The sequence below is a fragment of the Aureimonas sp. SA4125 genome (assembly GCF_019973775.1).
In the GTDB taxonomy this organism is placed as follows: domain Bacteria; phylum Pseudomonadota; class Alphaproteobacteria; order Rhizobiales; family Rhizobiaceae; genus Plantimonas.
In genome coordinates, this window is the sequence record NZ_AP025032.1 from 2609938 (window position 1) to 2623351 (window position 13414).

At 65.7% G+C, this 13414-nt stretch carries 10 protein-coding genes; 6 read left to right on the forward strand and 4 right to left on the reverse strand.

The features are described 5' to 3' along the window. Window positions 1-149 precede the first annotated feature (149 nt). A complete protein-coding gene (locus Sa4125_RS12170; protein ID WP_223998337.1) occupies window positions 150-293 on the forward strand; it encodes a hypothetical protein in 144 nt (47 codons plus the stop codon). Between the two features lie 446 nt (window positions 294-739). On the opposite strand, the gene Sa4125_RS12175 is transcribed toward Sa4125_RS12170, so the two are convergent. The 4 genes from Sa4125_RS12175 to argE all read right to left on the reverse strand — a co-directional run bounded on the left by Sa4125_RS12175 (window position 740) and on the right by argE (window position 6602). Beyond that, complete coding sequence (locus Sa4125_RS12175) at window positions 740-1135, reverse strand: cupin domain-containing protein (RefSeq protein ID WP_223998338.1); 396 nt, start codon at window positions 1133-1135, stop codon at window positions 740-742. 111 nt (window positions 1136-1246) lie between these two features. Continuing rightward, the gene (locus Sa4125_RS12180) at window positions 1247-3268 is read right to left on the reverse strand and encodes a diguanylate cyclase (RefSeq protein ID WP_223998339.1); all 2022 of its coding nucleotides are present in this window, start codon (window positions 3266-3268) and stop codon (window positions 1247-1249) included. A gap of 641 nt (window positions 3269-3909) precedes the next feature. Further along, entirely contained in the window at window positions 3910-5091 is a 1182-nt protein-coding gene (locus Sa4125_RS12185) for a zinc-dependent alcohol dehydrogenase (RefSeq protein ID WP_223998340.1), read from the reverse strand. Window positions 5092-5441: 350 nt separating this feature from the next. Continuing rightward, window positions 5442-6602, reverse strand: a complete 1161-nt coding sequence (gene argE / locus Sa4125_RS12190; RefSeq protein WP_223998341.1) for an acetylornithine deacetylase — start codon at window positions 6600-6602, stop codon at window positions 5442-5444. 354 nt (window positions 6603-6956) lie between these two features. Here argE and Sa4125_RS12195 point away from each other — a divergent pair, with 354 nt between their 5' ends. The 5 genes from Sa4125_RS12195 to Sa4125_RS12215 all read left to right on the forward strand — a co-directional run bounded on the left by Sa4125_RS12195 (window position 6957) and on the right by Sa4125_RS12215 (window position 13410). Continuing rightward, window positions 6957-7130 (forward strand): DUF2934 domain-containing protein, encoded by a 174-nt coding sequence (locus Sa4125_RS12195; protein WP_223998342.1) that lies wholly within the window; start codon window positions 6957-6959, stop codon window positions 7128-7130. A gap of 438 nt (window positions 7131-7568) precedes the next feature. Next, entirely contained in the window at window positions 7569-8768 is a 1200-nt protein-coding gene (locus tag Sa4125_RS12200) for a DUF3095 domain-containing protein (protein WP_223998343.1), read from the forward strand. Between the two features lie 227 nt (window positions 8769-8995). Beyond that, window positions 8996-9955 (forward strand): TAXI family TRAP transporter solute-binding subunit, encoded by a 960-nt coding sequence (locus tag Sa4125_RS12205; RefSeq protein ID WP_223998344.1) that lies wholly within the window; start codon window positions 8996-8998, stop codon window positions 9953-9955. Between the two features lie 126 nt (window positions 9956-10081). Next, a complete protein-coding gene (locus Sa4125_RS12210; protein ID WP_223998345.1) occupies window positions 10082-12220 on the forward strand; it encodes a TRAP transporter permease in 2139 nt (712 codons plus the stop codon). 419 nt (window positions 12221-12639) lie between these two features. Beyond that, window positions 12640-13410, forward strand: coding sequence for a tripartite tricarboxylate transporter substrate binding protein (locus Sa4125_RS12215; RefSeq protein ID WP_223998346.1), 771 nt, complete (start codon window positions 12640-12642; stop codon window positions 13408-13410). Window positions 13411-13414: the final 4 nt, after the last annotated feature.

A 13414-nucleotide genomic window follows, 5' to 3' on the forward strand; every position in this document is an offset into this window, starting at 1 on the left:
AGGCGAGGCGGCGGCGCGGCGATGAAGCGGCACGTCCGGACTGGACGCGAGGGTGCCGCCTGGCGCATGACAGGCATCTGAGTGAGAGCGGCGGAAACGCCGCCACGGCAAGCGCCACCAGCACAGAAAACAGACGGAGAGGACATTCGATGGCGAGAAAGCCCAATTTCGATTTCGAGCGCCAGGAGCGTGACAAGGCAAAAGCCGCCAAGAAAGCCGCCAAGGCAGAAGCCAAAAGCGCGAAGAAAGATGACGAGCCGGAAACCGGCGAGGCAAGTCCGCCCGAAGACTGATCAAACTTTTGACAAGGGCCCGGCGGCAGGGCCCAGCGACCGGGCACAGCGAGACAGCACCGCGAGACGGCAGGGGCAAGCCCGATGCGGGCCCTGCCGGAAGCCGTTGCTCGCGCCGCGCTCGGACTGCGGGTCAGCACCGGCACCGCCAGGGCTGCCGGGGAGCCAGCATGCGCTGGGAGGCCCTGTCGCCCCGGCAGAGCGCTGATCGGTGCCACAGCTTGCTTCCTCGACAGCCGCGCACCCTGCAAGGGTACGGCAGGGGCTGACCGGCGTTTTCGCCTTCGCACTCGGGGAATGGCGCGAACGCCACCGAGGGCTATGAGTGAGGGCTGCCGGCGAAACGTCTTCCGCTCGACAACGGGAAGGCTGACCGGCGGCCTGCCATGCCCCCCGCCCGACGATCGCCGTTCTGCAGCCGGATGGGCTCCTACGGCGGACTCCGGTTACTTCCGGTAGTCCGCGTCTCTCACATGATCGAGCCAGTCGACGCTCGTCCCATCCAGAGCCTCGGCGATGGCGATATGGGTCATCGCTGTCGTCGGGGTCGCGCCATGCCAGTGTCGCTCGCCGGGGTCGAACCATACGATATCGCCTGGCCGGATCTCTTCCACCGGCCCCCCGTCGCGCTGAGCCCAGCCGAGCCCGGCCGTGACGATCAGCGTCTGGCCAAGCGGATGCGTGTGCCAAGCCGTGCGGGCGCCGGGTTCGAAGGTGACCGTCGCGCCGCTGACACGCGCCGGTGCCGCCGCCTTGAAGGGCGCCTCGAGCCTTACGGAGCCCGTAAAGTACTCAGATGGCCCCCGCGCCGAGAGCTGCGAACCGTTTCGCCTGATCTCCATCGCATCGTTCCCCTTCTTCGGCTCGCCTGCTGCGCCAAGCCGCCCATCGCCCGTCGCCTGGCATGGTTCGCTGAATTGCCGCCTTGCGCAACCGGCAATATGAGAAGTCTGTCAGGCGGCGCTCGAGGTGGCGCCGATGGCGTCCGTATCATCGGCCGATCGAATGCAAACGGTGTCGCGGCCTTCTGCCTTGGCTCGGTAGAGCGCGAGATCGGCAGCGCGGAGCATTTCCGCGCAATTAGCGAAACCCTTGCCCGAATGCAGCGTGGCGATACCAAGGCTGATCGTCACCACGCCGAAATTGCTGCCGGTATGAACGAGGCCGAGAGCGCGCACGGCTCGACGGATGGCGTCGGCAGTCTCCAGTGCACCGGAAAGCGGCGTGTTCGGCAGCAAGGCGACAAGTTCCTCACCTCCGTACCGCGCGCCGACGTCGGCCGGACGTTGCAGCTTCGCCGCGAAGGCCAGGCTGATCTTGCGCAGGCAGTCGTCGCCGGCTTGATGACCATAGACGTCGTTGAAATCCTTGAAGTGATCGACGTCTATGAGGACGAGGCTGAGATTGTCCGCCTCGCGCACGCATCGCCGAAACTCCCGGGCAAAGGTCTCGTCGAAGGCGCGTCGGTTCATCAAGCCGGTCAACCCATCGGTAGCGGCGAGCAGCTTCAGTCGTTTGTTGGCCTCTTCGAGATTGGCCTCGATCGTCTTCCGCCGCGAGATGTCGCGAATGACGAACACCGTTCCCCTGCCGTCATCCAGCGGCTTACCCGTCACCTCCACCCAGACGAGGTGACCGGCGCGATGCCGCACCCTGTACTGGACGCCGGATATCCACGCGCCGTCCGCCAGGGCGCGCATCATCGCCTTGACCTGCGGCATGTCGTCCTCGAAGGCAATGTCCTCCGGACGTCCGCCGAGAAGTTCATGGGGCTCCAAGCCGAGAAGCTCGCGGCTGGCAGGAGAGGCGAACACGCGCATGCCGTTCGCATCGAGACAGGTCACGAGGTCGAAGCTGTTCTCTGCCAGCAGACGGTACTGGGCCTCACGCGCCGCGAGCGCAATTTCCCCGCGGCGGGCTGCGGTCAGTTTGATCGCCATGTCGTCGAGGACGGAGGCCAATTCCCGGAATTCCGGTGCCTGCCACGGGCCGATCCGGCTCCGCGTGTCGAAGTTGCCGGCGCCGATGCGGTTTGCGGCAGCGGTCAGCTGGCGGACCGGCAGCACCTGCATGAAGAAACCGAACCACCACGTGGTCCAGACGATCAGCGCGATGACGGCCGCCGACAGCGCCATGGCGAGTTGCGCCCTGAGCCGGACGGGCGAGACGACGTCGTCCCGCGAGACGCCGACAGCCAGGACGATTCCGGCGCTTTCGGCAGCCGCGATCGAGGAAAAACCGTAGATCCGCTCCTGCCCATCTGGCCCCCGCGCTTCCGCGACGCCATGTCCGCCACTTTCCAACGCAGCCGTCAAAAGCGGATGGCCCGGCAGCAACCGCGTGAACCCTTCCGGGAAGGACGAGTACTGGGCAGCGAAGTTGCCGGTCCGAGGATCCAGCATGACCAGGGACTGTCCTGCCGCAGAGACAGGCCCCGTCGTGACCATCAGGTCCTCGAGGTTCATCCCCATGAAGATCAATCCCCCGAACTTGCCGTCGGGACCGGGAACCAGCGGCATTGCGGCGACCATCGTCGGAAGGCCGGTATAGCTGCCCACCATGAAGTCGGAAACGACGAAGGCATCCTTCGACGCCGTCTTCATCCTCTCGAACAAGAGCTTGTTGCCGTAGGGATTGTGGCTCGTCATATGGGTATGGCAGGTGACGATGCCGGACGCGTTGACGACGCCGATCGTATTGATCTGCGGGTTGGCGGCCTTGACCCGCGCCATGATATTGGCGCACGCGCCGCCCGCGTTGGCCTGGATGCCCGGCGTATGGCGCAGTGTGTCGAGAAACACCCGGGCGTTCGAGAAAGCCAGCGACTGGCGCTGCGCGGCCATCTCCGCGCCCGCCATCACGTCCTGTCGCGCCTTCGACAGGGATTCGTTGTAGTCGAACGAGATGGCGGCCGCCGCCAGTCCCACCAGAGGGACGATCGCAACAGCGATCAGCGCCACAAGTCTTGCGCGCAACCCCATGTTGCCCACGATCGTGCAGACGCGACTGGAACCAATTCCTGTCGCCGCAGGGTCGTCTCTCAAAGATGCCGTGACTGCGTCGGAAGACTCAAGCAAGGGTCGCTACTCCCGCGTTGCCGGACCGGTCCGTGAACGCAATCGAACGGGAATATCCATACCGCCGGGGCACCTGACCATCCTTGGGCACCGCACCCGGCCCGCAACGCAGTCGATAGGACACGGCAAGCGACTGAATTTCCAAACCGGATCGGGTCGGTGTCAAGCGCATTGTCGGGTCTCCACACTGGTCCGTCCGCTCAGCCGTCGCGTGGCTGTTGCGAGGGAAAAGACATCCCCCGCCATCGCGAGGGACGGTGGTCAAGCTCGACCAGCCACCGCGCGACACGGCATGTCCCGGGGCATATGAAGCCTCAAATGTCTGAACAAAGCTGCAGGATCGCCACCCGACTTATCGCAGTTTCGGCGCACCCACGGGTCTTGCGCACTGGCACCTCGCCCCTTCTGCGATCGGATGGAAATCGCCTCGCCCATCGCCTCCCCGGGGCCATCGCAAAAAAATGCCGCCCCCGATCCGAAGAGCGAGGGCGGCGACGTTTCGAGCGCACTGATCGGACAAGGCGCCAGCCAGATGGCGCTCAGCCGTGGGGCTTGAAGATCACCTTGGTGCAAGCGTCCTTCTTGTCGCGGAACGTTTCGTAAAGGGCAGGCCCTTCCTCCAGCGAGACAGACCGATGGCTGATGATGAAGGACGGATCGATCTCGCCTTTTTCAATGCGGTCGAGCAGCGGCTTCATGTAGCGCAGCATATGGGTCTGACCGGTCTTCAGTGTCAGGCCCTTGTTCATCAGGATACCCAAGGCGAAGGGGCCGACAGGGCCGGCATAGACACCGGGCATCGACACGGTGCCACCGGGACGACAGGCAAGGATCGCCTGATTGATGGCGAAGGGGCGCTCCATCGACATCGTCGCCGACATCACGGCCGACGACACCTTCTGCGCGACCGTGTCGGCACCGTGCGACTCCATGCCGACAGCCTCGATGACACTGTCCGGCCCCTGGCCTCCAGTCATCTCCATGATGCGCTCCTGGATATTCTCGTCGCCGAAGTCGATGGTCTCGGCACCCGCCTGGCGCGCCAGAGCGAGGCGCTCGGGAACGGTGTCGATGGCGATGACGCGCTCGGCACCGAGGAGGAAACATGACTTGATCGCCAGGACGCCAACGGGACCGCAGCCCCAGATCGCCACGGTATCGCCCGGCTGGATGTTGCAGTTCTCGGCCGCCTGATAGGCCGTCGGGAAGATGTCGGACAGGAACAGCACCTGCTCGTCTTCCAGTCCGTTCGGAATGACGAGTGGCCCGACGTCGGCGAACGGGACACGCAGATATTCCGCCTGTCCGCCGGCATAGCCGCCCGTGATATGGGAGAAGCCGAAAAGGCCCGACAGCGGATAGCCGAACATTTCGGCCTGCATCTTGCCGTTGGGATTTGTCCGCTCGCAGAGGCTCCAATTGCCCCACTTGCACTGCCGGCATTCGCCGCAGGACATGGTGAAGGGGACGACGACGCGGTCGCCGACCTTCAGCTTCGAGGCAGCCCCGCGCCCGACTTCCATCACCTCGCCCATGGTCTCGTGACCGAGAATGTCGCCATGTTCCATGGTCGGCATGAAACCGCCCATCAGATGCAGATCAGAACCGCAGATCGCGCAGGCCGTCACCTTGATGATGACGTCACGATCGTCCTCGATCTTCGGATCGGGAACGGTATCGCAGCGGATGTCGCCCTTGCCGTGCCAGGTGAGTGCTTTCATAGCCGTGTCTTCCTGTTGATCATTAGCCCCCGGAGATAGCGCCAAGGCCCGCCTTGGCGACATCGGTTGCCGGCTAAGTTCATGATCGGGGTGGCGATTCGGGCGTGGCTCGGGCTAACGCCCCTGTGAAAAAGGCCTTCGAGACAGGCGCCCGGCTAACGTATTATCCCCTGATCTGTTCAAACCCCGGAACGACGTCCGTTTGGTCGGAACCAAATCGTCGAAGGCAGTGGACCGATGTTTTCTCGTTGCCTTGGGAGGATTATCGTCTGTGCGCCTGCTTGCCTGCAAACCGCCGGTCGACCCCGCGGTCGCCCCAGTCGAGGTGATTTCAGGCGCAGGGCCTGTGGTCAAAGGCCCGCGGCAAGCCGCCCGACGAGTGCATCCATCATCGAATCGCACCGCGCCAGCTGTTCCTCGCTGACGAACTCGTCCGGCCGATGACCCTGCGCCATGGAGCCGGGACCGCAAACGACCGTCGGGATGCCGGCGGCGGCCGAGAACAGGCCGCCCTCGGTACCGAAGGCGACCTTGATGGTGGCGTTGCCGCCGGTCAACGACTTGACGAAAGCGACGACGTCCGAGTTCGGTGCGGTGTCGAGGCCGGGATAGCCGCCTGTCGTCAGGACTTCGATGCGCGCGTCGCGATCGCCGGTTTCGCGGACGATGTGCGCCGCATCCTCCTGCAGCCGCGCCATGAGCGCTTTCGGGTCGTCACCGGCAAGATGACGGATCTCGAAATCGACCTCTGCGTAGTTCGGAACGATGTTCGCGCTGGTACCGCCGCTGACGCGGGCGACGTGCAACGTCGTATAGGGGATGTCGTAGTCGAGGTCGTGGATCCCGGTGGCAACGACCTCCGCCTGCAGCCGCCGGACGGCGCCGACGAGATCGGTGGCGAGGTGCAGCGCGTTCAGCGCGTTCGGCGCCAGCGCCGAATGACCTTCCCGCCCGTGGCAGCAGGCGCGGTAGAAGCCCTTTCCCTTGTGGCCCGTGGCAACCGCCATCGCGGTCGGCTCGCCGACGATGCACATCAGCGGCCTGACCGGAGCCTGTGCCAGCATCTCGACGAGGTCCGCGACGCCGATGCAGCCGATCTCCTCGTCATAGGACAGCGCCAGATGCAGCGGCGTCGCGAGGTCGAGCCGCGACGCCTTCAGCGCGGCGGAAACGGCACAGGCGACGAAGCCCTTCATGTCGGCCGCACCCCGTCCGTAAAGCCGGCCGTCCCGGCGGGTCAGCCGGAAGGGATCCACCGTCCAGTCCTGCCCCTCCACCGGCACCACGTCGGTATGACCGGACAACATGACGCCGGGCATGCCCTCCGGACCGAGGCTCGCAAAGAGATTGGCGCGCTTGCCGTCTGGATGCGAGAGGATTTCGACCCTCGCCCCCGTCGGCGCCAGGAGTTCGGCGACGTAGTCGAGGAGCGGCATGTTCGGCTGGCGCGACACGGTGGGAAAGGCGATGAGACGGTCCAGGATGTCGATGGAGGAGATTGCGATCACCATGGGTCCAGCTCTCCAATTGCGCCGTTCAGTCGTGTCGGCGCGGGTCACGCCGATGCCCGCCCCGCGGCAAGTCCTCGCACGACCGCCCCGGGCCGCATAGCATCCATTCCTTTCCGTCTCCCTGCCTTGGCCTGCTCGCCAGGGATTTCCCGACAACGCAACAGGGAAAGCTGCGGCAGCGCTCGACGGGAGTCGGCGCCAGCCCCGTCTGCCCTTCCCGTGATCCCCGCCCCAAATGAACCCGGCGCAGCTTACCGAGAGATTGCCTCGCTGGCTTATCGAACTAGATGAAAGCGCAGGGGCTTCGAATAAGATGGCGACTGAATTTCGGTAAGCGCACCCGGGGAGGTCTTGATGCCACAAGTCGACAATGACGCTGCCGTTCGCGATCGCGCCTACTTTCTTTGGGAGGAAGCTGGTCGCCCGGTTGGACGCGAACACGAGTTCTGGGCCCAGGCGGCGCGGGAAATCGAGGGCGAAATGAAATCTCCCAAGTTCGCCGGTGACGGGCGCAATCTCGGTCGCTGACGCCTGTTTCCTGGCCGGCGCTTCGGGGGAGGTGCCGGATGCGGCCGGCCGTTGCGGCTTTTCAGGAGCGCGGCGCACCCGCTGTATGCTGACGGTTTCCGGCGCCCCGGCACTGCAGTGGCCGGCAGGCTTGTCCCTCTGGCAAAGGGTCGGCCCCACCCTCGCCAACGGCTCGACGATTCGATGCAGACCTCCGCTGCATCGACAGCGTCCCCTTCCAGCCCTCCCTGCATGAGGCTTTGCAGCCCTCTACCTCGCGCTGTCCTTCCTGTTCGACCCCGCGCAGAGCTGCCGAAAATTCCGGCAAGTGCGGCGCTGGCCCGGCCGTGAACATCAGGCGGACCGGCAAGCCGAAACCCCGCGCGGCTTGGGAACGTCTGGTCGCCGGAGACGCTTTGCCATTGGCGGCGGACACAAAAGGCATGGCAGGAATCGCGCATGACGTTGGCGACCGAAAGTGGGACGGATCGGGACGACCCCGGTTTCTATGCCCGCCTGCCGAGCTTCGACAGTTTCGCCCGCCTTGCAGATCCCGCGACCTATGCGCCGGTACCGGATGGCTGGGTCTTGGGACTGGCCGATATCGTCCAGTCCACAGAGGCTATCGGGGCCGGTCGGTACAAGGAAGTGAACACGGCCGCCGCCGCGGTGATTGCAGCGCTTTCCAATGCTCTTCCTGGCAAGCTTCTGCCCTTCGTCTTCGGCGGTGACGGCGCAAGCTTCGCGCTCGCACCGGACGACGAAGCGGTCGGGCGGCAGGCACTGGCGCGGACGGCCGCCTGGATCACCGCGAGTTTCGGCCTGACGATGCGCACCGCGATGGTGTCCGTCGAGGATATCCGCCGCGCCGGCCTGGACTTGCGCCTCGCCCGCTTCGCCGTTTCGCCCGATGTGTCTTATGCGATGTTCTCCGGGGGAGGACTGGCCTGGGGCGAGGCACGGATGAAGGCCGGCGACGACGCCATCCCTCCGGCGACCGACGGCATCGGCCCTGATCTCACCGGCCTCTCCTGCCGCTTTTCCGAAATCCCGGCCCGGAACGGCGTCATCCTGTCCCTGATCGCCATGCCGAAAGGGGCTGGAAATGGCGGCTATGCCAGCGTCGTCTCCGACCTGCTCGCCATCGCCGACGAGGCAGCGGGCAGCAGCAACCCCGTGCCCCAGGGCGGGCCCCAGCAGGCCCTGCGGGTCGACAGTCTTCTGGCGGAGGCGAAGACGGCGGGCGCTCGGACCGCTCGCCCCTTGGCGCTCTCGGCGATACGGGTCGGCCTGCGCATGGTGATCGCCCATCTCATCTTCCGCTTCCGGCGGCGGATCGGCGGCTTCGATCCCATGCATTATCTTGCCCAACTCGTGCGCAACTCGGATTTCCGCAAGTTCGACGATGGTCTTCGCATGACGCTCGACTGCACGGAAAATGCTGCCGAACGCATCGAGGCACGGCTGCGAAGGGCGGCGGATGACGGAATCGTCGTCTTCGGCACCCACCGTCAGGCTGCCGCCCTGATGACCTGCTTCGTCCCCTCGCCGACCCGCAGCGATCACGTCCACTTCGTCGACGGCGCCTCGGGCGGCTATGCCATGGCCGCCCGGTCCATCAAAGACACAATGGAAGCTGCATCCGCGCTCCCGCGCTGACGGCCGAGCTGCGGAACCCGTGAAGGGCGCACCGAGCGACCAGCCAGACCTAATTCCTGCTTGGAAAAACCGCCTCCCCCCCTTAGGCTCCGCCGACTGCATGGGTTGGCTCGGAGGATCCGACTTGTGAATGATTCCGTCTGGGCACAGGGCGACGCCGCCCATGCGGGAAGCCACCAGCCGCCGGACGACCACGCGCCGGCCCATCGATTTCGGGAGGAAAACCCATGTTCATCAAGAAACTTGCCGCCACAAGGCTCGCAGGTGCGCTCGCCGCAGCTGTCGCCCTTGCACCGGCGCCGGCGTCGGCGCAGCAGTTCATCAACGTCCTGACGGGCGGCACCTCGGGCGTCTACTATCCGCTCGGTGTCGCGCTGGCGAAGGTCTACAGCGACAACATTCCCGGCGTGAAGACGCAGGTCCAGGCGACCAAGGCCTCGGTCGAGAACATCAAGCTGATCCAGCAGGGCCGCGGCGAGATCGGCTTTGCGCTCGGCGATTCGGTCAAGGCGGCGGTCGAGGGCGACAACGATGCGGGCTTCCCGGCACCGGTCGAGACGCTGCGCGCCATCGCCGCGATCTATCCGAACTACATCCAGATCGTCGCCTCCAGGGAGTCCGGCATCACCGACCTCGCCGGCCTGAAAGGCAAGGCACTGTCGGTCGGCGCGCCCGCCTCCGGCACCGAGCTCAATGCCCGCGCCATTCTCGGCGCCGCCGGCATCACCTATGACGACCTCGGCAAGACCGAATACCTGCCCTTCGCCGAATCGGTCGAACTGATCAAGAACCGCCAGCTCGACGCGACGCTCCAGTCCGCCGGCCTCGGCGTCGCCTCGATTCGGGATCTCGCCTCCTCGGTTCCGATCAACTTCGTCGCCGTTCCCGCCGACATTCCCGCCAAGCTCGGCGCGCCGTTCGATGCCGCCGAAATTCCCGCGGGCACCTATGATGGGCAGACCGAGGCCATCCCGACCATCGCCATCACGAACATGCTGGTGACGTCGAGCGAGGTCGACGAGGAACTCGTCTACCAGATGACCAAGCAGATGTTCGAGAACCTGCCTGCCCTCGTCGCCGCGCACAACGCCGCCAAGGCCATCGACCCGAAGACCGCGGCGAAGAACCTTCCCGTGCCGCTGCATCCCGGCGCCGAGCGCTACTACAAGGAAGCCGGCCTGCTCTAGGCCTTCCCGGACGGCTGCATCCACCAGGCCGCGGGCGCTCCTCTGGCAGCGCCCGCGGCCTGTACACAACAACGAATGCCTGCGTATGACGGCGGCTCCGTCCCTGTCCGGCGAGGAACCCTTGCGATGACGACGACTGCCGAACGCCCCGTCGAGGCCATGCGCGATCCAGAGACCGAACTGCACGATCCCCTGTCCTCCGGTTTTCCCGCGACGACGGAAGGGCGGCTGCTGTTCTGGATCGCCTTTGTCTTCTCCGTCTTCCAGATCGTCACCGCCGCCCATCTCTGGGACCTGCCGAGCCAGATCGTTCGCGCCGTCCATGTCGGCTTTCTCTGCCTGCTCGGCCTGCCCCTGATCGCGGTGATCCGCAACGAGAGCCGGCCGGTGCGGACCCTGTTCTGGACCCTCGGGCTCGTCGGCGCGGCCGTCGCCGCTTACCAGTGGTGGGAATACAAGGCGCTGATCTTCCGCGCCGGCATGCCGCTGCCCCAGGACACCGTCATCGGCATCATCTCGCTCGTCGTGATCTTCATCGCGACGTGGCGCATCATGGGTGCGGCTCTCCCGATCATCGCCGGCCTGTTCCTCGCCTACTGCCTGTTCGGCGAGTACCTGCCCTCCCCCTTCGTCACCCGCGGCTATGGCCTCGACCAGGTGATCGACCACATGGCCTTCGGCACCGAGGGCATCTACGGCACCCCGATCTACGTCTCGTCGAGCTACATCTTCCTCTTCATCCTGTTCGGCTCCTTCCTCGAGCGCGCCGGCATGATCCGGCTCTTCACCGACGTCTCGCTTGGCCTCGTCGGCAGCGCCAAGGGCGGCGCGGCGAAGGTCTCGGTGATCTCCTCGGCGCTGATGGGCACGATCTCGGGCTCGGGCGTCGCCAACGTCGTCACGACAGGCCAGTTCACCATTCCCCTGATGAAGCGCTTCGGCTACCGCGCCGCCTTTGCCGGCGGCGTCGAGGCGACCGCGTCGATGGGCGGCCAGATCATGCCGCCGGTCATGGGTGCCGTCGCCTTCATCATGGCCGAGACGCTGGACGTGCCCTATGCCGCGATCGTCCAGGCCGCGCTGATTCCCGCCATCCTCTATTTCGCCTCGTGCTTCTGGATGGTGCATCTGGAGGCCGGCAAGCGGAACCTCGTCGGCCTGTCCCGGGCCGAACTGCCCTCGCCGATGGCCGCCCTGAAGCGCGGCTGGTACCTTCTCCTGCCGCTTGCCGTCCTCGTCTGGCTTCTCTTCACCGGCTACACGCCGCTCTACGCAGGAACGATCGCGCTCGCGCTCACCAGCCTCCTGATCCTCGGCTCGCCGCTCGCGGCCTACATTCCCGCGAAGGCGCTGCGCTATGCCTTCTGGATCGTGCTCGGCCTCGCTGCTGCGTCCTTCTTCCAGTATGGCATTCTCCCGGTTCTGGTCGCCCTGATCGTCCTCGTTGCCGTCTGCGCGGTCTTCCGGGGGGGCCGCGAGACACTGGCGCTGGCGCGCGACGCCCTGTCGGAGGGCGCCAAGACGGCGCTGACCGTCGGCATCGCCTGCGCCATTGTCGGCATTATCGTCGGCACCATGACCCTGACCGGCGTCGCCACGACCTTCGGCCAGTTCATCGTCTCGGTCGGCGATACCTCGCTGTTCCTGTCGCTGGTGCTGACCATGATCACCTGCATCATCCTCGGCATGGGCATCCCGACCATCCCGAACTACATCATCACCGCCTCGGTTGCCGGCCCCGCCCTGCTGGAGCTGGGGGTTCCCCTGATCGTCGGGCACATGTTCGTCTTCTATTTCGGCATCCTCGCCGACCTGACGCCGCCCGTCGCCCTCGCCTGCTTCGCGGCCGCGCCGATCGCCAAGACGTCCGGCCTCCAGATTTCCTTCCAGGCGCTGAAGGTCGCCACGGCGGGATTCGTCGTGCCGTTCATGGCGGTCTACACCCCGGCGCTGATGCTTCAGGACGGCGGCCCGCTCGCCGCCGAGATCGGCTATTGGCCAGCGGTCGCCTATATCCTGCTCAAGGCGTGTCTCGCCATCGGCCTCTGGGGAGCCGCCGCCATCGGTTATCTCATGATCCCGCTGCGCTGGTGGGAGCGTGTCGTGGCGGCTGCCGGCGCCCTCATGCTCGTCGCGGCGCTGCCGGTGACGGATGAGCTCGGCTTCCTGATCAGCGCCGGCTTCATCGCCTGGCACGTCTTCGCCGTGCGGCGCAGAGCAGCGGTGCCGCCCACGGTGCAGGCGCCTCTCGGCGCCAGCGACTGATCGCGACGAGCACGACGCACGATATCCGCGGCCCTCCCGGCGCTCTGTTTCCGGCAGGAGCGCCGGTATTTGGCAGCAGCGGCGTGGAAGTGGATCGCACCGTCGCAACGGGCCATCGCAGGAGGTCGGACGAGACTATCGAGGAACGGGGCAGACTTGTGCGGCTTGGATCGCAATCCCCGGCCATCCCTCCGTCGCCTTTCCGCGTAAAATGGTGAATACCCGCCTGGGTGGCGCCTCTCGACCTTAAAGCTGAAGAAACGCCAAGCCCTTGCGTTGACAGCTGGCAGCGCTGCCACAATAGTTGGAATTCTTGGACGCGACCTCGCGGACCGGGAGACATGCGGAACGAACCGTCAAGAGTTCGGCCGGACCAAAGGCCAGACCGGCCGGACACAGACAGCGATCTGGGAGGATCCATGCGCAAACTCACCGTCATGGCGGTTGCCGCCACCATTCTGAGCACCGGACTGCTCGGCAATGCACAAGCCGAGACCGATTATCCGAATCGGCCGATCACCATGATCGTTCCCTGGGGTGCCGGCGGCGGAACCGATGCGGTCGGCCGCGTCTTCGCCTCGCTGCTGCAGCAGGAACTCGGCCAGCCCGTCAACGTCGTCAACCGCACCGGCGGCTCGGGCGTCGTCGGCCACAGCGCCATCGCGACGGCCGCGCCTGACGGCTACACCATCGGCGTCATGACGATCGAGATCGACATGATGCACTGGCAGGGCCTGACCGAGCTCACCTACAAGGATTTCGACGTCCTCGCCGTGGTCAATTCCGATCCCGGCGGCCTGATGGTGTCGGCTGATTCCGAGTACAAGACCGCCGCGGACCTGCTGGCGGCGATTAAGAGCCAGCCGAAGGGCACGTTCAAGGGTTCGGGCACAGGCCAGGGCGGCATCTGGCATCTCGGCCTTGCCGGCTGGATGCTAGCCGAGGGCCTTCCCGCCGATCAGGTGACCTGGGTCCCGAGCCAGGGCGCTGCCCCCGGCATCACCGACATGGTCGCAGGCGGTGTCGATATCGTACCGTCGTCGCTGGCCGAGGGACGCTCGATGATCGACGCCAAGCGCGTTCTTCCGCTGGCCTCGATGTCGCCCGAGCGCCAGGAACTCTTCCCGGACACTCCAACCTTGAAGGAGGCGGTCGTGTCCGTCAACGTGGTGGAAATTGAGTGTAGCTGAAGCG

Excerpts from the sequence above, each read along its gene's own strand:
- Sa4125_RS12170 (WP_223998337.1), top strand. The coding sequence starts at position 150 with ATGGCGAGAAAGCCCAATTTCGATTTCGAGCGCCAGGAGCGTGACAAG.
- Sa4125_RS12175 (WP_223998338.1), bottom strand. The coding sequence starts at position 1,135 with ATGGAGATCAGGCGAAACGGTTCGCAGCTCTCGGCGCGGGGGCCATCT.
- Sa4125_RS12185 (WP_223998340.1), bottom strand. The coding sequence starts at position 5,091 with ATGAAAGCACTCACCTGGCACGGCAAGGGCGACATCCGCTGCGATACC.
- argE (WP_223998341.1), bottom strand. The coding sequence starts at position 6,602 with ATGGTGATCGCAATCTCCTCCATCGACATCCTGGACCGTCTCATCGCC.
- Sa4125_RS12195 (WP_223998342.1), top strand. The coding sequence starts at position 6,957 with ATGCCACAAGTCGACAATGACGCTGCCGTTCGCGATCGCGCCTACTTT.
- Sa4125_RS12200 (WP_223998343.1), top strand. The coding sequence starts at position 7,569 with ATGACGTTGGCGACCGAAAGTGGGACGGATCGGGACGACCCCGGTTTC.
- Sa4125_RS12205 (WP_223998344.1), top strand. The coding sequence starts at position 8,996 with ATGTTCATCAAGAAACTTGCCGCCACAAGGCTCGCAGGTGCGCTCGCC.
- Sa4125_RS12210 (WP_223998345.1), top strand. The coding sequence starts at position 10,082 with ATGACGACGACTGCCGAACGCCCCGTCGAGGCCATGCGCGATCCAGAG.
- Sa4125_RS12215 (WP_223998346.1), top strand. The coding sequence starts at position 12,640 with ATGCGCAAACTCACCGTCATGGCGGTTGCCGCCACCATTCTGAGCACC.